Source organism: Methylocella sp. CPCC 101449 (assembly GCF_031921685.1).
Taxonomy (GTDB): Bacteria; Pseudomonadota; Alphaproteobacteria; order Rhizobiales; family Beijerinckiaceae; genus Terripilifer.
Window position 1 is genome coordinate 1,767,319 of sequence record NZ_JAPDHU010000001.1, and the last position, 19,566, is coordinate 1,786,884.

22 protein-coding genes are annotated in these 19,566 nt (G+C 62.3%); 14 read left to right on the top strand and 8 right to left on the bottom strand.

The features are described 5' to 3' along the window. Positions 1 to 22 precede the first annotated feature (22 nt). Genes OIM99_RS08140 through OIM99_RS08150 form a run of 3 tightly spaced genes read right to left on the bottom strand, consistent with a single transcriptional unit; the run spans position 23 to position 2,701 of the window. Positions 23 to 1,006: a TAXI family TRAP transporter solute-binding subunit gene (locus OIM99_RS08140; RefSeq protein ID WP_311849833.1), complete on the bottom strand. Its 984-nt coding sequence runs from the start codon at positions 1,004 to 1,006 to the stop codon at positions 23 to 25. Next, on the bottom strand, positions 1,003 to 1,335 hold the full coding sequence (locus tag OIM99_RS08145) for a non-heme iron oxygenase ferredoxin subunit (protein WP_311849834.1): 333 nt from the start codon (positions 1,333 to 1,335) through the stop codon (positions 1,003 to 1,005). Before OIM99_RS08145 ends, OIM99_RS08140 begins: the two co-directional genes overlap by 4 nt. Positions 1,336 to 1,345: 10 nt before the next feature. Continuing rightward, on the bottom strand, positions 1,346 to 2,701 hold the full coding sequence (locus tag OIM99_RS08150) for a hypothetical protein (RefSeq protein ID WP_311849835.1): 1,356 nt from the start codon (positions 2,699 to 2,701) through the stop codon (positions 1,346 to 1,348). Positions 2,702 to 2,918: 217 nt separating this feature from the next. Here OIM99_RS08150 and OIM99_RS08155 point away from each other — a divergent pair, with 217 nt between their 5' ends. The 7 genes from OIM99_RS08155 to OIM99_RS08185 all read left to right on the top strand — a co-directional run bounded on the left by OIM99_RS08155 (position 2,919) and on the right by OIM99_RS08185 (position 8,881). Further along, a complete protein-coding gene (locus OIM99_RS08155) occupies positions 2,919 to 3,578 on the top strand; it encodes a TetR/AcrR family transcriptional regulator (RefSeq protein ID WP_311849836.1) in 660 nt (219 codons plus the stop codon). A gap of 24 nt (positions 3,579 to 3,602) precedes the next feature. Beyond that, positions 3,603 to 4,601, top strand: coding sequence for an MBL fold metallo-hydrolase (locus OIM99_RS08160; RefSeq protein ID WP_311849837.1), 999 nt, complete (start codon positions 3,603 to 3,605; stop codon positions 4,599 to 4,601). A gap of 6 nt (positions 4,602 to 4,607) precedes the next feature. Then, the gene (locus OIM99_RS08165; protein WP_311849838.1) at positions 4,608 to 5,555 is read left to right on the top strand and encodes a fumarylacetoacetate hydrolase family protein; all 948 of its coding nucleotides are present in this window, start codon (positions 4,608 to 4,610) and stop codon (positions 5,553 to 5,555) included. Positions 5,556 to 5,616: 61 nt separating this feature from the next. Then, entirely contained in the window at positions 5,617 to 6,549 is a 933-nt protein-coding gene (locus OIM99_RS08170) for an ABC transporter substrate-binding protein (protein ID WP_311849839.1), read from the top strand. A 2-nt stretch (positions 6,550 to 6,551) separates the two neighbouring features. Next, positions 6,552 to 7,367 (top strand): ABC transporter ATP-binding protein, encoded by an 816-nt coding sequence (locus OIM99_RS08175; RefSeq protein ID WP_311849840.1) that lies wholly within the window; start codon positions 6,552 to 6,554, stop codon positions 7,365 to 7,367. A gap of 12 nt (positions 7,368 to 7,379) precedes the next feature. Continuing rightward, positions 7,380 to 8,120: an ABC transporter permease subunit gene (locus OIM99_RS08180; protein ID WP_311849841.1), complete on the top strand. Its 741-nt coding sequence runs from the start codon at positions 7,380 to 7,382 to the stop codon at positions 8,118 to 8,120. Then, a complete protein-coding gene (locus tag OIM99_RS08185; RefSeq protein WP_311849842.1) occupies positions 8,117 to 8,881 on the top strand; it encodes an ABC transporter permease in 765 nt (254 codons plus the stop codon). Before OIM99_RS08180 ends, OIM99_RS08185 begins: the two co-directional genes overlap by 4 nt. A 69-nt stretch (positions 8,882 to 8,950) precedes the next feature. Here OIM99_RS08185 and OIM99_RS08190 read toward each other — a convergent pair whose 3' ends face one another. Next, the gene (locus OIM99_RS08190) at positions 8,951 to 9,430 is read right to left on the bottom strand and encodes a MarR family transcriptional regulator (protein WP_311849843.1); all 480 of its coding nucleotides are present in this window, start codon (positions 9,428 to 9,430) and stop codon (positions 8,951 to 8,953) included. 256 nt (positions 9,431 to 9,686) lie between these two features. Here OIM99_RS08190 and rplU point away from each other — a divergent pair, with 256 nt between their 5' ends. From rplU to proB, 5 genes are all read left to right on the top strand, one after another. Further along, entirely contained in the window at positions 9,687 to 10,001 is a 315-nt protein-coding gene (rplU, locus tag OIM99_RS08195) for a 50S ribosomal protein L21 (RefSeq protein ID WP_311849844.1), read from the top strand. A 120-nt stretch (positions 10,002 to 10,121) separates the two neighbouring features. After that, positions 10,122 to 10,394, top strand: a complete 273-nt coding sequence (rpmA, locus tag OIM99_RS08200) for a 50S ribosomal protein L27 (RefSeq protein ID WP_311849845.1) — start codon at positions 10,122 to 10,124, stop codon at positions 10,392 to 10,394. A 168-nt stretch (positions 10,395 to 10,562) separates the two neighbouring features. Beyond that, a complete protein-coding gene (locus OIM99_RS08205; protein ID WP_311849846.1) occupies positions 10,563 to 11,171 on the top strand; it encodes a GNAT family N-acetyltransferase in 609 nt (202 codons plus the stop codon). Between the two features lie 97 nt (positions 11,172 to 11,268). Further along, a complete protein-coding gene (gene obgE / locus OIM99_RS08210; RefSeq protein ID WP_311849847.1) occupies positions 11,269 to 12,348 on the top strand; it encodes a GTPase ObgE in 1,080 nt (359 codons plus the stop codon). A gap of 114 nt (positions 12,349 to 12,462) precedes the next feature. Further along, positions 12,463 to 13,620 (top strand): glutamate 5-kinase, encoded by a 1,158-nt coding sequence (gene proB / locus OIM99_RS08215; protein ID WP_311849848.1) that lies wholly within the window; start codon positions 12,463 to 12,465, stop codon positions 13,618 to 13,620. Positions 13,621 to 13,839: 219 nt separating this feature from the next. Here proB and OIM99_RS08220 read toward each other — a convergent pair whose 3' ends face one another. Further along, entirely contained in the window at positions 13,840 to 14,589 is a 750-nt protein-coding gene (locus OIM99_RS08220; protein WP_311849849.1) for a superoxide dismutase, read from the bottom strand. A gap of 228 nt (positions 14,590 to 14,817) precedes the next feature. On the opposite strand from OIM99_RS08220, the gene OIM99_RS08225 reads away from it, so the two are divergent. Then, entirely contained in the window at positions 14,818 to 15,567 is a 750-nt protein-coding gene (locus OIM99_RS08225; RefSeq protein ID WP_311849850.1) for a sulfite exporter TauE/SafE family protein, read from the top strand. Positions 15,568 to 15,571: 4 nt separating this feature from the next. On the opposite strand, the gene OIM99_RS08230 is transcribed toward OIM99_RS08225, so the two are convergent. Then, complete coding sequence (locus OIM99_RS08230) at positions 15,572 to 16,549, bottom strand: tripartite tricarboxylate transporter substrate binding protein (RefSeq protein ID WP_311849851.1); 978 nt, start codon at positions 16,547 to 16,549, stop codon at positions 15,572 to 15,574. A 14-nt stretch (positions 16,550 to 16,563) separates the two neighbouring features. Beyond that, on the bottom strand, positions 16,564 to 17,457 hold the full coding sequence (locus OIM99_RS08235; protein ID WP_311849852.1) for an MBL fold metallo-hydrolase: 894 nt from the start codon (positions 17,455 to 17,457) through the stop codon (positions 16,564 to 16,566). Positions 17,458 to 17,568: 111 nt separating this feature from the next. On the opposite strand from OIM99_RS08235, the gene OIM99_RS08240 reads away from it, so the two are divergent. Next, complete coding sequence (locus OIM99_RS08240; protein ID WP_311849853.1) at positions 17,569 to 18,468, top strand: LysR substrate-binding domain-containing protein; 900 nt, start codon at positions 17,569 to 17,571, stop codon at positions 18,466 to 18,468. A gap of 7 nt (positions 18,469 to 18,475) precedes the next feature. Here OIM99_RS08240 and OIM99_RS08245 read toward each other — a convergent pair whose 3' ends face one another. Further along, positions 18,476 to 19,501 carry a LacI family DNA-binding transcriptional regulator gene (locus OIM99_RS08245; RefSeq protein ID WP_311849854.1) on the bottom strand — a complete coding sequence of 342 codons (1,026 nt, stop codon included), beginning with the start codon at positions 19,499 to 19,501 and terminating at the stop codon, positions 18,476 to 18,478. Positions 19,502 to 19,566: the final 65 nt, after the last annotated feature.

Sequence of the window (19,566 nt, forward strand, 5' to 3'; positions counted from 1 at the left end):
TTTCTTCGGCGTTAACGTGCTGCTAGAGATGTCCGGCTTGCTTGAAGTAGCGCTCGGCGCCCGGATGGAGTGGGATCGACGTGCGGCAGGCGGCTTTCGGATTGATCGGATAATTGACGGGGCTGCGTTCCGGCGGGATGTGCGTGTATTGCCGCGACAAGCCCTCGTAACGCTCGATCAAGCTCCAAGCCATCGCATAGGCGACATCGTCGGGCAGATCGGTGGTCGTCAGCAGAATGAAATCGGAAAAGTCGAGGAATTCGGTTTCGACATCGAGGCCCGGCTGATAGTTCGCCGGCAGGGTGGCGCTCGGCCAGCCGTAGGCGCGGTGCAGCTGATCCTTGGTGGCCGGTTCGATCGGCAGATAGTGGAGTTCCACTTTCTTGGCCATGGTGTGCCACCAATCGGTCATTACCGCTTCCATAATGATGGCATCGGCCTTGCCCGCCGTCATGTCGTGAAAGCAATCGGCCGGCTCGTCGCGCTCCAGATAGCGGCCGCCCCAGCTTTCGAGGGTTTCTCGGGGAATGCCGGCGGCGCGCATGAATTCCTGCGTCACCTGGCCGATGAGATTTAAGCCGTCGTCGCGCGCGGCGATGATGCGCAGCGGCGGCTGCTTGGCGCGCAGATCGGCGAAGCTGCGAATATTGTGTTCGCGGCGGATGGCCAGGATGAGGCGATCGTTCTGCGGCACGAGGCCCAAGGCGCGCAGATGCGGAAAAGCTTCGCCGGCGCAAAAGCCGGTGCCCTCGAGAGCCATGCGGGCACAATGGGCCGGCGTCATGATGGCGACATCGACTTCGCCACGGCCGACGGCGCGCGCCGCGTCCAAACCGCCCAGGCCGTTCCAGATGGCGAAGCGAAAGCGCGGACCGGCGAGGCGGCCGAGTTCATAGCCGAGCCAGCCCATGACGCGATGCAGATTGGCGCGCCCCCAATCGCCCTTGAAATGCAAGGTGAGCGAACGGCCGAGCGTGGGCGGCGGAATTTTCACGGGCGCCGTCATGCGGGCTGCACGACAGGCAGGCCGACAAGCACGTCGTCGCCGTCGACGCGCACGGGGAAGGTCTTTAGGTCATGCGTGCAGGGCGCGGCAACCGCCTTGCCGGTGCGAATCTCGAAAGCGCCGCCGTGATAGGGGCATTCGATGATCTCGCCTTCCACATAACCTTCCGCCATGCGCGCATAGGCGTGGGTGCAAATGCCGGCGGTGGCGTAGAAGTCTTCGCCCAGGCGATAGATCGCCAACAAAGTACCGCCCACCTGCGCTTCGCGCACGTCGCCGTCGTCGAGATCGCTAGTGGAAGCGACGCGATGATAAGCCAATTCGGTCATTAATCTTCTCTCAGGCGACAGGTGCGGGCGCGGCGGTTTTCGCTGCGGCTTCGATCATGGTTTTGCGTGCTTGCACCACGACATGGGTGCGGCGGCGATAATCGGCCCAGCCCCAATATTGCGTCGGGAATGGCGCGTTGAGGTGGCCGCAGCTCTTGCACGTCCGCATGGCGGGGTCGCGGTTGATCTGCTCGACGATGAAGGCATCCTGGGTGATCGTCGGCAGACCGATCAGAACCGGATCGTTGGTCTCGATCGCATCGGGAAAGTCATGGGCATCGTAGGGATAGCGATGCAGCTCCGTGTCACATTTGGCGCAGATGATGGAGAAGGCTTCACGCTGCGGCGTGTCGATTGCCTGGCGCTGGGTGATGACGGCGATGGCGATCATGTCGGCGCGATCGCCATTACCCGGCCGTTCGCCGACGCCATGCTTGTCGCCGGCATGGTCGTCGTCAGGCGAAGGCTTGTCGCCGACGCCATGATGCAGCGGGCCGACGAAGACCTGGCCCGGCGCGCGGAAACTGCTGCGAGCGCCGAAGCAGACATTGACTTCCTGCTGGGTGTTCTCGTGCAGGAAATAGCCCATGGTGCCCTTGAATTCAGGATCGTGCATGGCAGAGCAGGGCACGATGCAGCCGGCGCCGAGATAGGGGAACAGGGGATTGAGCTGCGTCGTCGCCGAGCGCACGGCGTCATAGATATTGACGCGCAGCGGCTCGGTATGGGTCGGTGGCGCGCGGAAGGTGCGATCGGCGCGCGGCTTCGGTGCCGCGAAAGACAAACCGCGTTTGGCCGCCCGTTCGCGCTCGCTCTTCTCGGACGCGCTGATGTCCTGCGCAAGGGCCTGCCAGTTGAAGGGTGTCAGGTCGATGGGCGGCAGCATCGCGCCCGTCGCCGGGCATGTCCGCATGGACGATGTGGCATTAAAGAGTTCGCAGGCTCTGAGATAGCCTTCCTGCGGCAGTTCGGTGGCGCAATCGAAGGTGACGCGGCTGATCTCTTTGCCGGTTTCTTCCGAGAACCAGGCTACCGCTTCGAGGCCGGGATCATCGGCCTTGTAGCGCAGGTGGACGGAGGCTTCGCGCGGCAGCAGGCGATGCGGCGTGCCGCCGGGCACGTAAACGAAATCGCCGAGCACGAGATCGAAATAATTGACCGAGGCGTCGCGGAATTCGATGCGCGCCGATCCCGACATCTGCACCAGCACGCAATCATGTTCGCAGATCAGGAAGAAGGGCTGCGCCACTTCGTTGCGACTGAGATGCAGTTGCGGATCGATGCCGAGTTCGAGGATCGGCATTTCATCGAAATTGCCGCGGCTCGTGGCCTCGGCAAACAGATCAGCCCGGTTCTTGCGGCGCATGTTTCTCCCTCTGGTCCCGGCGTGTGCGATCGGCCAGTCCCGGACTCATGCCTCATATGACAGTATTCTGTCAAGATGACAGTATACATATATTAAAGCCAAGCCCAGGGCACCCCGCCGGCGGATGTCCCCGAACGGCCAAGTCCATGTTGCTAAATTTCTTTTGCCGCCTCGAAGGTCGATTGACGGCTGCGCGGTTCTGGGTCAGATTTTGAACATGTGTTCAAAACGTGTGTTCAACGCCAAGCCCAACCCGACCCGCGATGCGATAGCGGAATCGGCCTTGCGGCTGTTCGCCGAACAGGGCGTCGAGAACACCACCATGCGCCAGATCGTCGATGCCGCCGGCATCAGCCTGGGCACGGTGAATTTCCATTACGGCTCCAAGCTCGGGCTGGCGCAGGAGGTGCTGGAGCGCCTCGCCAAGGACGTGCGCGACGCGCGCATCGCCGAATATGAGGCGCTGGAAGCGGCCGCTGGCGACAATCCGGTCGATCTGGAAGATTTGTTTCGCGCCTTCATCCGTCCCTACGTGGAGGGTGAGGAACATGCGCGCCTGCTCGTCATCTACATTCTGCATCAACTGCGGCTTGCGAGCGTGCGTCGGCCGGAGCTGACGACGGCGAGCATCATCACCTATTTCGACGAAGTGGCACTGCGCACCGTGCGTCTCCTGAAGAAGGCGCGGCCGCATCTCTCCGATGCCGACATCTGGTGGCGCTATTCGCTCGGCCTCGGCGCGGTTCTCTCCGCCGTGTCCGATTGCGGGCCCAACAACCGTATGGCGCGTTTGTCGGAGGGCGTGGCGGATACATCCGATCGCCGGAAGTTGGTGGAAGAGGGCATCAAGTTCTGGGTGAAGGGGTTCGATACATAGAGAGAAATTGAGGGAGGAGCGTGCGTGAGCAAGTGGCACTACACGAAAGGTCTGCATGACCTGGGGCACGGCAACCATGCTTATCTGTTGCCCGACGGCAGTTGGGGCTGGAGCAATGCCGGTCTGATCGTCGATGGCGATCAGAACCTGCTCGTCGACACCCTGTTCGACCTGAAGCTGACGCAAGAGATGCTTGACGTCATGCGCGATGCGGTGCCGGCAGCGCGCAAGATCAAGACATTGGTCAATACCCACGCCAACGGCGACCACACTTTCGGCAACCAACTCATCACCGATGCCGAGATCATCACCACCAAGGAGACGGCGGAGGAAATGTTCGAGCGGCCGCCGACCATCGTCGCCGAATGGAAGCGCAATTATAAGCAGCTCGGTGAAGGCGGCGCCTTTCTTTACGAAATGATGGGCCGCAATTTCGATTGGGATGACGTGCGCTATACGGCGCCGACCAAGACCTTCAGCGGCAATCTCGATCTCAAGGTCGGCGACAAGGAGATCAAGCTCATCTATGCCGGCCCGGCGCACACTAAGGGTGATACGCTTGTCTATGTGCCGAAGGACAGGATTCTCTATGCCGGCGATCTGCTTTTCGTCGGCGGCCATCCGGTGATCTGGGCGGGCCCTGTCGGCAATTGGATCAAGGCCTGCGATCTCATTCTCGGTCTCGATGTCGATATCGTCGTCCCAGGCCACGGACCGATCGCCGACAAGGCGGCGGTGCGGACGTTCAAGAGCTATCTCGAATATATCCACGGCGAAGCGCGCAAGCTCTACGATGCCGGAGTCGATCGCTATACGGCCGCGACGATGATCAAGATGGATCCCTATCTCGATTGGCTCGATTCCGAGCGCATCGTCATCAATGTTGCCTCGCTTTATCGCGAATTCGGTTCCAAGGAACCGATTGTGCCGCTCGATCTGTGGGCTGGCATGGCGCGCTTCCACAAGGCGGGGCTCTGCAACTGCGGCCGCCTCCATAATGGCTTCAAGGCCGAGGCGGTGTGAGGCATCATGAAACTCGTCACCTTCATCACCCCTAAGGGCGAACAACATATCGGTGCATTGGGTGCCGATGAGAGCACCATCGTCGACTTCACCGCCACCGATCCCTCGCAGCATTTCCGCGACATGCTGGCCTTGATCGACGGCGGCGACCCGGCGCTCGATGCGGCGCGGAAAATGCGCGATAGCGCCCGCTCCGTCGTCGTGCCTGCCGCGCAACAGAGATTGCTGGCGCCGGTGCCGGAGCCGCGGCAGATGCGCGATTGTCTGTGTTTCGAGAAACATCTGCGCCAGGCGCGGGCGTCGCGCATGATGCGCGACGATCCGAACGCCAATGTCACGCCTGAAGACATCAAGGTCGCCGACGTCTGGTACAAGCAGCCGATCTATTACAAGTGCAATCGCTTCAGCGTGGTCGGGCCGGAAGCCGACGTGGAATGGCCGAGCTATTCCCAAGTGCTCGATTACGAAATGGAATTCTGCATCTTCACGGGCAAGGGCGGCAAGAACATCGCCCGCGACAAGGCGCGCGATCACATATTCGGTTATGCGATCTTCAACGATGTCAGCGCGCGCGATGCGCAGGCTGAGGAAATGACCGGCATGCTGGGACCAGCGAAAGGCAAGGATTTCGACACGGGCAATGTGATCGGACCGTGGCTCGTCACCGCTGACGAAGTCGCCAATCCCTATGACCTTACCATGACGGTGCGGGTGAACGGCCAGCAACGCTCAAGCGGCAATAGCGGCGACATGCATCATAAATTCGAGGACATACTTGCGCATGTCTCGAAACATGAAACAATCCGAGCGGGAGAGTTCTTCGGCTCGGGAACGGTCGGTGGCGGTTGCGCCCTCGAAATCGGCGGTTTCCTTGAAGTGGGGGATGTCGTCGAGCTGGAAGTGACGGGGCTTGGCGTTCTGCGCAACAAGATCGTCGCGCCCAAATTGAACTGAAGCAGCATCAGGTGACATGAACTGACGTTTTCATTTTTGCGCGAACACCGGGAGGGAGACCATGTTCAAACGCATTCTGTCTTATGCAGGTGTCGGCGGCCTAGCGCTGGCCTTGATGGGCGGCGCCATGGCGGCGACGAAAGTCAAAATAGGTTATTCGGCCTCGACGGCTTTCGCCAATGCCTATGTGGCCGCCGATCAAGGTATTTTTGCCAAGCATGGTCTCGATGTGGAAATGGTGCTCGTGCCCAATTCCTCGACGACGCCGGCGGCTTTGATCGCCGACAGTTTGCAGATCGGCCCGCCGACGGCGCCCGTCACTTTGCAGGCGATGGAAAACGGTCTCGATCTCGTCATCCTCGCAGGCGGTGGCGTCACCGATCGTAATGCCAGCGAGGTCGGCGTCTTGGCGCGTGAAGGCTCAGGCATCAAGACCGCGAAGGATTTCGAAGGCAAGAAGGTCGGCACGCCGGGGCTCAACGCCTTCCTGCATGTGATGTTCCGCGAATGGATGACGCGCAACGGCGCCGACTGGAAGAAGACCACCTTCGTCGAATCGCCCTTCGCGCAGCTGGGCGATGTGATGAAGGCGGGCCAGGTCGATGCGGTCGTCACCGGCGATCCATTCAAGACGCGGGCGCTCGAAGCCAAGCAGGGCTATCTCGTCGCCAATTATGTCAGCGACATGGGCGATGGCATCGCCACAGGCTGGTATGTCGCGTCGCGCAAGTGGGCGACGCAGAACAAGGAAGCGGCTAAGGGCTTCCAGGACGCAATCCGCGAAGCGACCGAACTCGCCAAGAAGGATCCGGCGATCCTGCGCAAGGCGATCGGTGCCTATATCAAACTGCCGGAAGGGGTTTTGGCGCAGGTGCAATTGCCGGCGTTGCAAGCCGCCGTCACGCCTGAGCAGATCAACGACTGGTCGAAGATTTGTGTCAGCCAGGGGCTGACCAAGAAGCCGACCGATCCGGCGCGGGTTCTGTGGAAATGACCATGGTGCAGGATAAGCCGATGCAGCGGGCAACGGACATGCAGAGCCCGCTGCTGTCGATCGAGAACGTCAGTTTCTCCGTGCCGGTGGCACAGGGGAAACTGACGATCTTGCAGAACATTTCGCTGAACGTGCGTCAGGGCGAGTTTGTCTCGATCATCGGCGGATCGGGCTGCGGCAAGACCACGTTGCTGCGTCTTATCGGCGGCCTCAACCGGCCGACCGAGGGACGCTTGATGTTCGACGGCACGCCGATCGAACAGCCGTCGCGCCGCCGCGCCGTGGTTTTTCAGGATTACAGCAAGGCTTTGCTGCCGTGGCGCACGGTGACGAGCAATGTGCAATTGGCTTTGGACACCGATCCGACGCCGCGCGATGCGGCGACCAAGAAGAAGATCATCGAGCGGCTTCTGGAACAGGTCGGCCTCGCCGAGGCGGCCGATCGCTTTCCGCGTCAATTGTCGGGTGGCATGCAGCAACGCTTGCAGATTGCCCGCTGCCTGGCGCTCGAGCCGAAAATGCTTCTGATGGACGAGCCGTTCGGCGCGCTCGATGCGATGACGCGCCAGACCTTGCAGGACGAGATCTCCAAGCTCGCCAGGGAAACCGGTATGACGGTGATCTTCATCACCCATGACATCGAAGAGGCGATCTATCTCGGTGATCGCGTCTGCGCCATGGAAAGCCGGCCGGGGCGGATTTCGGCGGTGCTCGACATCGATCTGAAATTCCCGCGCGATCAGCTCACCACCCGCGAGGATGAGCAGTTCCTGCGCTATCGTCACGAATTGTTCCAATATCTGCCGAAGAAGCATTGACGGGAGGCTTGCATGTTGCGCGCGCTCGTTCTGCCCGTCTCGCTTCTGCTGCTGTGGGAATTCGTCGGCCAGTCCGGCCTCATTCAATCGGACATGATGTCTTATCCGAGCGCCGTGGCGGCAGCGGGCGCGGGCGCATTACTCGACGGCAGCATGTTGAAGGCGACGCAGCAGACCATCGTCAGTGCCCTGATCGGTCTGTTGATCGGCGGCGGCATCGGCATTGCGCTCGGCGCCTGGTTTGGCATGTCGGATGCGGCCAATCGGCTCGGCCGTGTTTCGGTGGAAGCGGTGCGGCCGATCCCGTCGGTGGCGCTGATCCCGCTCGCCATGCTGGTGTTCGGCTTCGGCTATGGCATGACGATCGCGGTCGTCGCCTTCGCCTGCATCTGGCCGGCTTTGATCATCACCCAGACGGCGGTGAAACAGGTGCCGCGCGAGTTGCTGGAAGTGGCGCGCGGTCTTGAGCTGGGTTGGGTGCGCAAGCTTTTCACCATCGTCCTGCCTGACGTGGTGCCCAATCTCTTCACCGCCTTGCGGCTGGCGGCCGGCGTGGCCTTAATCGTCGCCGTCACGGTGGAGATCACCGCCAATCCGCAGGGGCTGGGCTATGCTTTGATCGTGGCGCAGGAGACGCTGCATCCCGATCGTATGTTCGCCTATCTGATCTGGGTCGGTCTCATCGGCTGGCTGTTGAACTTTGGCTTGTTGCAGGCGCAGCGCCGGCTCTTTACGCGTTGGGATATCGCATGACGGCGCGTGCCTTTCTCCTCAACATCGGCAGCATCGTCGTCCTGCTGCTGTTCCTGGCGCTTTGGCAATTCGCTTCGGTCAGCGATCTCGTCTCGCGCGTCTTCCTGCCTCCGGTCACCGATGCTTTCGATGCGCTCTGGCGGCAGGTGGAGGATGGCTCGCTGTTGCAAGCCATTCTCGGCACGACGGGGCGGATGCTGGTCGGCTTTGCTTTCGCCGTCGTCGTCGGTTGCGGCTTCGGTCTGTTGATCGGCCTGTCGCCGACGGTGCGCGCCTATATCGAGCCGAGCCTGGAATTCCTGCGGCCGTTGCCGGCCTCGGCGATCATTCCAGTCGCCATTCTCATGCTCGGCCTGACCAAGACGATGATCATTTTCGTCATCGCCTTCGGCTCATTGTGGCCGATCCTGCTCGCCACCATTCAGGGGGTGAAGTCGGTCGAGCCGCGTCTGTTCGAAATGGCGCGGACGATGGAACTCTCGTCGCGGGAGGTGATCACCTCGATCGTGCTGCCAAGTGCCGTGCCGGATATTTTCGCCGGTGTGCGGCTTGGCCTCACGGTGTCGCTGATCCTGGCTGTCATCACCGAGATGATGTCGGCGGAGGTCGGGCTTGGCGCCAACATTTTGCATGCTGCGCGCTCGTTCAACAGCCCGGATCTCTTTGCCGGGGTGATCACGCTCGGCCTGCTCGGCCTTGTCATCAATGCGATCATGGAAACGGCGCAGCGCCATCTGACACGCTGGCAGCAAGATTATTAGATTCTTGTTCTGACGCGTTTTCTTCACGCGAACGGGTGTCCACTTCGCTTGAAAACGCTTTTTTGGGGATCAGCGCTTGGCTTTGCGGCTGGGTTTCGCCGCCGCCAGCGCCTGGCGAAAGCCGCGCAGGGTTTCAAGCGTGGTCTGCAACCCCTCGGCGGAAAGGGCGGCGCCCATTTCATTTGCCCAAGTGGTCTGGCGCAGTTGCAATTGCCGGCGGATGTCGATGCCCTTTTGCGTCAATTGCACCAGTTTGGCGCGTTGGTGATCAGGGTTGTCGATCAAAACCGCATAACCGCCGGCGACCAGCCAATCGACCAGGCGCTGCACGCTCTGGCGGGTCAGGCTCATGTGGCGGGCGAGCTGGGCGACCGAGCGCAGGCCGCTGCCGGCGGCGCCCAGCACCTGCCAGCGGGCGCTGGTGAAGCCGAGGTCGCGGGTCAGGTGATCGCCGTCGGCGATGAGCTGGGCATTGACCAGGAAAACCGTCTGGATCAGTTGGGTGACGGCGGCGCCATTGGGCGTGTGGGTCGGGGGCGTGTCGGACATGATGGTCGCGATGATTAAGGATTCGCCCGGTTCCGTCGAGCCGGTGGCAGCGGCGATCCAGCCTAAAGGTTTGACAGAACGGCGTGGATGCGCCTATAGAAGCGCCGTTCCAAGCGCGGCGAAGGCCGCGTTTTTCGTGTTTTGCTGGTCTTTTTGGTCTGGCAAGCCCGAAAACCGGGACATTTTCGCTGGTTAGACCCTGCAAAGAAGCCGGTCGCGATTGTCGCAGAACCGGGATTGAACACGGAGAAAAACGATGTTCGCAGTGATCAAGACCGGTGGCAAACAGTATAAAGTTGCCACCGACGACGTGATTACCGTGATGTTGCTGGCCGGAGAGGCGGGCGACAAGGTGACCTTCAACGACGTTCTGATGAGCGTTGATGGAGACAAGACGAATTTTGGCGCACCGTTCCTCAGCGGCGCCCAGGTGTCCGGCGAGATCGTCGAGCAGACGCGTGGTGAGAAGGTCATCGCCTTCAAGAAGCGCCGCCGCAAGAACTCGAAGCGCAAGCGTGGCCACCGTCAGGACCTGACCCTGGTCAAGATCACGGGTATTTCCCTGGGCTGATAAAGCCCTTCGGCGATTCCCTTTCCCGCGTGTTTCGGGTATGGTGCTCGAGATACAGATTTCATCTGAGGCAGCGCCCCATGGGTGGCGCGCCTTACAGAGATAGGTTCGGAGCAGGTTATGGCTCACAAAAAGGCAGGCGGTTCGTCCCGTAACGGCCGCGATTCAGACGGACGCCGTCTCGGCGTGAAGAAGTTCGGCGGCGAGGCAGTCCTCGGCGGCAATATTCTCGTGCGTCAGCGCGGCACCAAGTGGCATCCGGGCTCGAATGTGGGCATCGGCAAGGACCATACGTTGTTTGCGCTCTGTGACGGCACGGTTGCTTTCGCCTCGAAAGGCAAACGAGCTTACGTAAACGTCCTTGCGGCCCAAAAACTGCAGGCCGCTGAGTAAGGTGAAGGTCAGCGAAGGACTTCACCGGCTCCAAACCCCGGTGGACCGTCCTTCAGGAACCTCCTGAAATCCAGTCCAAGGCCAAAATGGCTAAGCCAGGGGAAATGGGGCTCCATTTCCCCTTCGCGTTTTTGGGCGCGAGGGCGCCCGTTGGACTGGAGAACGGGTATGTTCCCGGATTTGCTACGCGACGACATTTTTCGGCTCGAAACCAAGCGTTTGTGGCTCCGTTGGCCGCGAATTGCCGACGCTGCCGCGATTGTACGCCTGGCCGGGGACAAAGACGTCGCGCAAATGACGGCGCGCATCCCCCATCCCTATCCTCAGGCGGCGGCGGATCGCTGGATTTTCGAGAGCCGGGTCGGCAATGCCCAGGGCAGCGCCGTCGTTCTGGCGCTCACTTTGAAGGACAGGCCCAGCGAGCTGATCGGCGTCATCGGCGTGCATCAGACCCGTGCGGGCCGGGCCTTGCTCGGTTATTGGCTCGGCAAGCCCTTCTGGGGCCAGGGCCTGATGACCGAGGCGACCCAGGCTTTGGTCGACCTGGCCTTCCGGGCGAGCGAAGTCGAGAAGATCGAGACCCATGCGATGGTCGACAATCCGCGCTCCTGCGGTGTGTTGCTCAACGCCGGTTTTGTCGTCGAAGGTGAAAAGCCGGTCGATATGGCCGAGCGCGGCGGCGTGTTCGTCTGCCGGTATTTCGGTCTCGACCGGGAAACCTGGCAGGCGCGCCAGACGGCGCCTTTGGCGGCGGGCGATATGCGTCTCGCCTGCTAATTATCGTTTGATCTGCCGGTTGGCGGATTTTGGGGTTATAGAAGTGCAGCCGCGACGCTTGAGAGGCGCCGCGGCTGTGATTGTTTGGAAGAGTGAGATGAAATTTCTCGATCAGGCGAAAATCTACATCCGCTCCGGTGACGGTGGCGGCGGATGCGTCTCGTTCCGGCGCGAGAAGTTCATCGAATTCGGCGGGCCGGATGGCGGCGATGGCGGCCGTGGCGGCGATGTGATCGCCGAATGCGTCGATGGCCTCAACACGCTCATCGACTATCGCTACCAACAGCATTTCAAGGCCAAGACCGGCGTGCATGGCATGGGCCGCAACCGGGCCGGTGCCAAGGGCGCCGACGTGATCCTGAAACTGCCGGTCGGCACGCAGATTTTCGAGGAAGACAACGAGACGCTGATCGCCGATCTCACCGAGGTCGGCCAGAGCCTCGTCATTGCCAAGGGCGGCAATGGCGGGTTTGGCAATCTGCATTTCACTACCTCGACCAATCGTTCGCCGCGCCGCGCCAATCCGGGTCAGCCGGGGCAAGAGATGACGCTGTGGCTGCGCCTGAAGCTGATCGCCGATGCGGGTCTCGTCGGTCTGCCCAATGCCGGCAAGTCGACCTTCCTTGCCACCGTCTCGGCGGCGAAGCCGAAGATCGCCGACTATCCCTTCACCACTCTGCATCCGGGCCTCGGCGTGGTGCGCGTCGACGAACGCGAATTCGTGCTCGCCGATATTCCCGGCCTCATCGAAGGTGCACATGAAGGCCATGGCCTTGGCGATCGCTTCCTCGGCCATGTCGAGCGCTGTCGCGTGCTGCTGCATCTGGTCGATGCCGGCGGCGAACATGCGGGCAAGGCCTACAAGATCATTCGCGGCGAACTCGAGGCCTATGGCGGCGGCCTGGAAGACAAGCCGGAGATCGTCGCTCTGTCGAAGACCGATACGGTCGATGCCGACACGTTGAAACAGCAGGTGGAACGTTTGAAGCGCGCTATCCGCTCGGCCGGTCCGGCGCGCGCCGAGGGCGAGAAGCCGCGACCGCTGCTCTTGCTCTCGGCGGCAACGCATACCGGGGTCACCGAGGTCTTGCGGGCGCTCTACAAGGAAATCGGCGTCGTGCGCGCTGCGGATCCCGAGGCGGCGGCATCACGCGAGCCGACCTGGCAACCGTTATAGGTCGGCAACCGCGCTGAAGGTTTTCAGCAGGTTGTCCACATCGGGCGGGGTGACGGATCAAACCCCGGAGAAAGTGGTTATCGTTTCTTTACGTTACATTGGCATCAACGTCCCGTGACAACCATTCCGCACCTCGTCTCGTTTCGTCGTATCGTCGTCAAGGTCGGCTCGTCGCTGCTTGTCGATCAGGGCAAGGGCGAGGGTGAAGGCGCCGTGCGCCGCGACTGGCTTGAAGCGCTGGCGCATGATCTCAGCGAATTACATCGCAACGGCAAGGATGTACTCGTCGTCTCCTCGGGCTCGATCGCGCTCGGGCGCACGATCCTGAAATTGCCGCGCGGGCCTTTACGGCTGGAGGACAGCCAGGCGGCGGCCGCCGTCGGGCAGATTGCTCTGGCGCGCACCTGGTCGGAGGTGCTGTCGGCGCGCGGCATCACGGCGGGGCAGATTCTCGTCACCCTCAACGATACGGAAGAACGCCGCCGCTATCTCAACGCGCGCGAGACGATCGCGCGTCTGCTCGACATGCGCGCCGTGCCCGTCATCAACGAAAACGATACGGTGGCGACCACCGAAATCCGCTATGGCGACAACGATCGTCTGGCGGCGCGCGTCGCCACCATGGCGAGCGCCGATCTCCTGGTTCTGCTGTCTGACATCGACGGTCTTTATACGGCGCCGCCGCATCTCGATCCCGATGCGCAACTCATTCCGGTCGTGCCGCGGGTGACGGCACAGATCGAGGCGATGGCCGGCGGTGCGGCGTCGGAATTTTCGCGTGGCGGCATGTTCACCAAGGTCGAGGCGGCGAAGATCGCCACCACCGGCGGCACCCATATGGTGATCGCCGACGGGCGCATCAAACATCCGATCGCCCATGTGGCGGCGGGCGGGCGCTGCACCTGGTTCCTGACGCCGTCCAATCCGGTGACATCGCGCAAGAAATGGATCGCCGGCTCGCTCGAGCCGCGCGGTACGGTGCATGTGGACGTGGGCGCGGCCCGCGCCTTGAAGCGTGGCTCGAGCCTCTTGCCGGCGGGTGTCACCCGTGTCGAAGGCGCCTTCGCGCGCGGCGATTGCGTCATCATCCGCGATGCGCAGGGCGCTGAACTTGGGCGCGGTCTCATCGCTTATGATGCGGCGGAAGCCGGCCAACTCGTCGGCCGCAATTCCAAGGATATCGAAAGCGTGCTCGGCGCGCCGGGGCGCGCTGAGATGATCCATCGCGACGACATGGCGCTCGCCGGCGACGTGCCGCTTGGCGAGGCGTGAGCGGAGTTTCTACCGAGGCCTGGTGTGCTGAACCTCTGTGTCATACCGGACACGCGAAGCGTGATCCGGTATCCAGGGGCAAGCGGAAGAGCCTGCAATCGCGACGATGAAGCGGCTTACGCAATCGACCGAGATTTCGTTACACGCCCCTGGTTCCCGGATCGCCTGCGGCGTCCGGGATGACACAAAGGTTTCGGCGTATCGAGCGATCAGGCCTTGTTAGCCCTTGGCTTTGGCGTAGTTCTCCGCCGCCTTGTCCCAGTTCACCACGTTCCACCAGGCGGTGAGATAGTCCGGCCGGCGGTTCTGATATTTAAGATAATAGGCGTGTTCCCACACGTCGACGCCGAGCACGACGGCGCGGGCGCCCAGTTCAAACGGCGTGTCCTGATTGGCGGTGGAGACGATGCGCAGCGCGCCGTCCTTGTCGACGATCAGCCAGGCCCAGCCGGAGCCGAAGCGTGAGGCGGCGGCCGCATTGACCGCCTGCTTCATCTTGGCGACATCGCCGAAAGCCGCGTCGATGCCGGAGCGCAGTTTGTCCTGCGGCTCCTTCGCGCCGCCGGGCGTCATCAATTCCCAGAAGAAACTGTGGTTCCAGTGGCCGCCGAGATTGTTGCGCACGGCGGTGCGCTCCTTCTCCGGCACTTTGTTCAAATCCTGCAGAGTCTCGACGATCGGGATCTTGGCGATCTCCGGCCACCGTTCGGCCACCGCATTGATGCCGTTCACATAGGCCTGATGATGACGCGAGTAATGGATCTCCATGGTCATCGCGTCGACATGCGGTTCCAGCGCATTATAGGCATAACCGAGTTTCGGCAGATGGAACGGGCCGCTCGGGGCGGCCGGCGCGGGAGCGGAGGGTGCCGGGGCTTGTGCCTGTGCCGCGCGCGGCAGCAGAGACTGGGCGAAAGCCAGCGCAGCAGCGCCGACCGAGGATTGAAGGAGGGTGCGACGCGCATACATGGGACGTCTCCTGGGGAGTTGCGGGCTGGAAGTTAGGTCACGAATGTAAAGCAATTGAGGCCGGATTTGGTTTCGACCTTTTTCCGCAGCGGAACGGCAGGTTAGCGAAGGTCAGGAAGACTGCCAATCGCATCATCTCATCAACCTTAGTCGGTCAGGCTTTCGCCTTGACGGCTGCTATCGGTTTGGCGAAGTCTTCAGCTTCACCGCCGCCAGGGATGGAGACGCATGACCACCTATCTCCTGCTCTGCGCCGCGGGCTTTCTGGCTGGTGCGATGAACGCGCTGGCGGGCGGCGGCTCTTTCGTCACGCTGCCGGCCCTCATCGCCGCCGGCGTGCCCTCGGTCGCCGCCAATGCGTCGAGCACGGTGGCGCTCTGGCCAGGCGGTGTGGCGAGCGTTTGGGTCTATCGCGATGGGCTTGGCCAGGTGGCGGGCGTGCCTCTGTTGCCGACATGGCTGGCGACCTTGATCGGCGGCGCCATCGGCGCGCTGCTGCTGTTGTGGACGCCGACGAGCCTGTTCGACCACGTGTTGCCCTGGCTGCTGTTGGTCGCGACCCTGATGCTGACTTTTGGACCCAGGCTTGGGCCTCTGCTGCGGCGTCATTTCTCCGCCGGCATCGTCACCGTGCTGTCGATCCAGCTCATCCTGGGCATTTACGGCGGCTATTTCGGCGGCGCCGTCGGCCTGATGATGCTGGCCGCCTGGAGCCTGCTCGATACGGCCGACATCAAGACGCTCAATCCCTCGCGCGCCCTGATGACGACGTCGGCCAACACCATCGCCATGGTGATCTTCGCGTTCTCCGGCATCGTCTATTGGCCGGAGATGACGGCGATGGCGATCGGCGCGCTGGCGGGCGGCTATGGCGGCGCGCATTTGGGTCGCCGGTTGCCGCCGCAGATCGTGCGCGGCGGTACGATCCTGTTCGCCTGCGCGGTGACGGCGGTGTTCTTCCTGCGCGCTTACAGGTGATCGGTCATTCCTTCACGGCGAAACCGCCCTTGGCGACGATGTCCTTCCACATCGTCGCTTCGGTCTCGCTGTTGCGGGTGAATTGCTCCGGCGTTTCGCCGCCGGGCAGGAAGCCCAGTTCGTCGAAGCGTTTCAGCACGGCTTTGTCCTGCAAGGCGGCGCGTGTGGCGGCATAGATCGCTTGGATCACCGGCTTCGGCGTGCCGTGCGGCGCGGCCAATCCCCACCAATTCTCCATCACATAGCCGGGCAGGCCGCTCTCCGTAGCGGTCGGCAGGTCAGGCACATTGGGCAGGCGCTGTTCGGCGGCGACGGCGAGCGCCTTCACCTGACCGGATTGGACGAGCGAGCGGCCGACGCCCCAGCCGGCGAGATAGAGCTGTACGTCGTTTTGTACCACCGCCTGCAAGGCTTCCGGCGCGCCGCGAAACGGCACATGGGTGATCTGAATGCCGGTGAGCTGTTTCAGCCGCTCGACGGCCAGATGCGGCGCCGTGCCGGCGCTGGGCGAAGAATAATTGAGCTTGCCGGGATTGGCTTTCGCATAGGCGATGAATTCGCCTAAGGTTTTCGCCGGCACGGACGGGTGCGTGTACATGACCGAAGGCACCACGGCGACCCGGGTGATCAAGTCGAAGGCTTGCAGCGGGTCGAGGCCGGACTTCGGCAGCATGAACTGATTGATGACGAAATTGTTCGTCGCGCCCATCATCAAGGTATAGCCATCAGGTGCCGCGCTCGCCACCGCCTTGGCGCCGATCATGCCACCGCCACCGCCGCGTGCATCGATGACCAAAGGTTTGCCGAGCTGCTTTTCCATCACCTCCGACAACAGCCGGATGGTGATGTCGCCGGCACCGCCCGGCGCATAGGGAACGATGACCATGATCGGTCGCTCGGGATAAGCGGCGAAACTTCGCGTCGAAATAAGAGGAACAGCAGCAGCAAGGGTCAGAACGGCACGGCGGCTGATCGCACTCATTTCTTGCTCTCCGTTTAAAGATCAATCCGCATGAGGTCGTGGGCGATGCGCAGCGGGCCTTTGTAGGTGCTGCGGATTTCCTTCACATAGGCGTCGATCTGATGCGGGCCCATCAGCTCGACCGGCAGATGCTTGCCCGCGGCGCGTTTGAGAACAGGCGACAGGGAATCGACATGGCCGATATGGGTGGCGATCACTTCCTTCACGCCAGCGTCCACCGCAAGCTTGCCGAGTTCGGCGGGGCTCGTGTGCGAGAAGGTGCCGACGGCCGATTTGCGGCGATGTTCGATGAAGGCCTCGGTGAAAGTGCATTCGTGGATCAGGAGATCGGCGCCTTGCGAGATTTTCCGAATGCCTTCGCAGGGCGCGGTGTCGCCGCTGAAGGTGACGATCTTGCCTTCCGCCTCGATGCGGAAGCCATAGCAGGGCGAAATCTCGACCGGGATGTGATCCATCAGCGCGGCGGTGACATGGATATCCTTATCCTCGAAGACGAGGCCTTCCTTATATTCGCGCACGGCCGGGCGGATCGCTTCCATATTGGCCTGGCGCGCCGGATAGGCGCTGCGCGCCCTGATATCGGCGGCGAAAGCGCCGTTCTCGAACAGATGGCCGACCATCTCCTTCGTGCCGGCGGGGCCATGCAGGTTGAGCGAACCGCGCTTGCTCAGGATCCATTGCGAAATGACGAAGAACGGCAGTTCGCAGACATGGTCGTGATGCAGATGGGTGAGGAAGAGATCGCTGACATCGGCCGGATTGACGTCGACGCGCATCAATTGGCGCGTCGCGCCATGGCCGCAATCGAGCATCAGGTGCCGGCCGTTGTCCAAGGTGATGAGAATGGAGGTGTGGCAGCGATCGGGATCGGGCAAAGCCGCGCCGGTTCCAAGCATCACGATCCGCATCTCAGTCCTCCATTATGTGCCTGCACTATGAAACGGCGCTTTGATAAGAGAAGACGGATTTTTGGCATGACATGATAACCAATAGGAATAATATGATTTCGGAGGTTCGGGATGATTTCGTCGCTGCGCATGCGCCATCTGGAGGTCGTGCTGGCCGTTGCCCAGGCGGGTTCGATGCAGCGCGCCGCCCAGCGGGTGCGGCTGACGCAGCCGGCGATTTCCAAGCTGATTGGCGAGATCGAGGCGATCCTGGGCGCCACGCTTTTCGTGCGCAGCAAGCGCGGCGTCGCGCTGACCGAGAGCGGCCAGGCCTTCATCGGCCGCGCTGAGGCTTTGCTCAACGATGTCGAGCAGTCGCGCCACGAAGCGGTGGCGATCAGCAAGGGGCAGCGCGGCTTGCTACGCGTCGGCATGCTGTCGGTGGCGGAAGGCGATATTCTGCCGAAGAGCTTATTGGCTTTGCAGAAGATCGCGCCGGGGCTGCGCGTGCGCATCGAGGAAGGTACCTATACGGCGCTGCTCGATGCGCTGCTGCGCGGCGAACTCGATTGCGTCATCGGCCGTCTCGAAGCGGGATTGAGCGGTGTCGATGTGCAGACCATCGCTTTCCATCCGGCACCTAGCCTGGTCGCGCGGGCCGGCCATCCGCTGGCGCGGCGCAAGCGTGTGACTTTGGCCGATCTGGCCGCCTGTGCCTGGGTGCTGCCGCGCGGCAATGCGCCGGTGCGCGTCGCCATCGACAAGATTTTCATCCAGGCCGGGCTCGTGCCGCCGGTGCCGCTGGTCGAGTCCACATCGATCCGCTTGAACTACGAACTGTTGAGCCAGTCGGACATGATCGGCGTCATGACGGCCGATGCCACTACCGACTATGTGGCACGGCGCAAACTGGTGGTTCTGCCGCTGGATATCGGCGATCTCCTGCCGCCGATCGGCATCATGCAGCGCCCGGGACAGCGTTCGCACGTAATGACGCTGTTTCTCAGCCTGTTGAAGAAAGCCTATGGCTGAGCGGCTTCTACGGTGCGGCCGTCGATTGTCGAGCGACGAATTGCGGGCGCAACAGCACATCGCCTGGCATGTCCTGGCCGCCAATGCGCGCCAGCAGCAGGCGCGAGGCTTCAAGCCCCATGTCGCGCTGGTGGATGCGCACTGTGCTGAGCGGTGGCGAGACCACATCCATGAAAGGCGAGTCGTTATAGCCGGTGATCGAAATGTCGCGCGGGCAGACGAGGCCTTGCTGCGCGAAGACATCGTAACAGCCTAACGCAATCATGTCGTTGGCGGCGACGATGGCGGTGAGATCGGGGTTTTGTGCGAGCAGGGTGATACAGGCGCGGCGGCCCTCTTCGCGCGAGAAGGCGGCGGACGTGACGACGGGTCGTTGTGCCTCCGGGATCGACAGCTCGGCGCAGGCCAGCAGAAAGCCATTGAGGCGCGCCGCGCCGGTCGACAGCGAGGCGGGGCCGGCGATATGGCCGATGCGGCGATGGCCGAGCCCGGCAAGATGGTGCACGGCAAGCCCAATGCCTTTGATGTCGTCGCTGAGCACGGCGGGAGCGCGGCCGAATTCGTCGGTGCGATTCATCAGGACCATCGGCGCGGGGCCTTGCAGCCATTCATCGAGGATCGGATCACGCAAGGTGGCCGAGGCGATGATCAGACCATCAACCTGCCGCTCCATCATGCCGGCAAGGATCAGGCGATGGCGCTGCGGATCATTCGCCGAATTGGCGACGATGGTCATGTAGCCCTCCTTGAGGAGGTTGTGCTCGATGCCTTCGAGAATGGGCGGAAACAGCAGGCTCGCCATGTCGGGCACGACGACGCCGACCACGCCCGATCGCTTGGTGCGCAGGCTGGAGGCGAGGGAATTGGGTCGATAGCCGAGCGTGCGGGCGGTTTCGAGGATGCGGGCGGCGATCTGCGGTTTGACCAGATTGCGGGTCGCCGGGTTCAGCGCCCGCGAGACGGTCGAAAAATGCACGCCCGTCGCCGTGGCAACGTCCTTCAAGGTGACGGGTTTTTTCGGCTCGGCTGGCATGCGGGGCTCGTAATATGAGGTTCTACAAACGTTTGTATCGATTTTGCCGGAAAACCCAAGAGGCT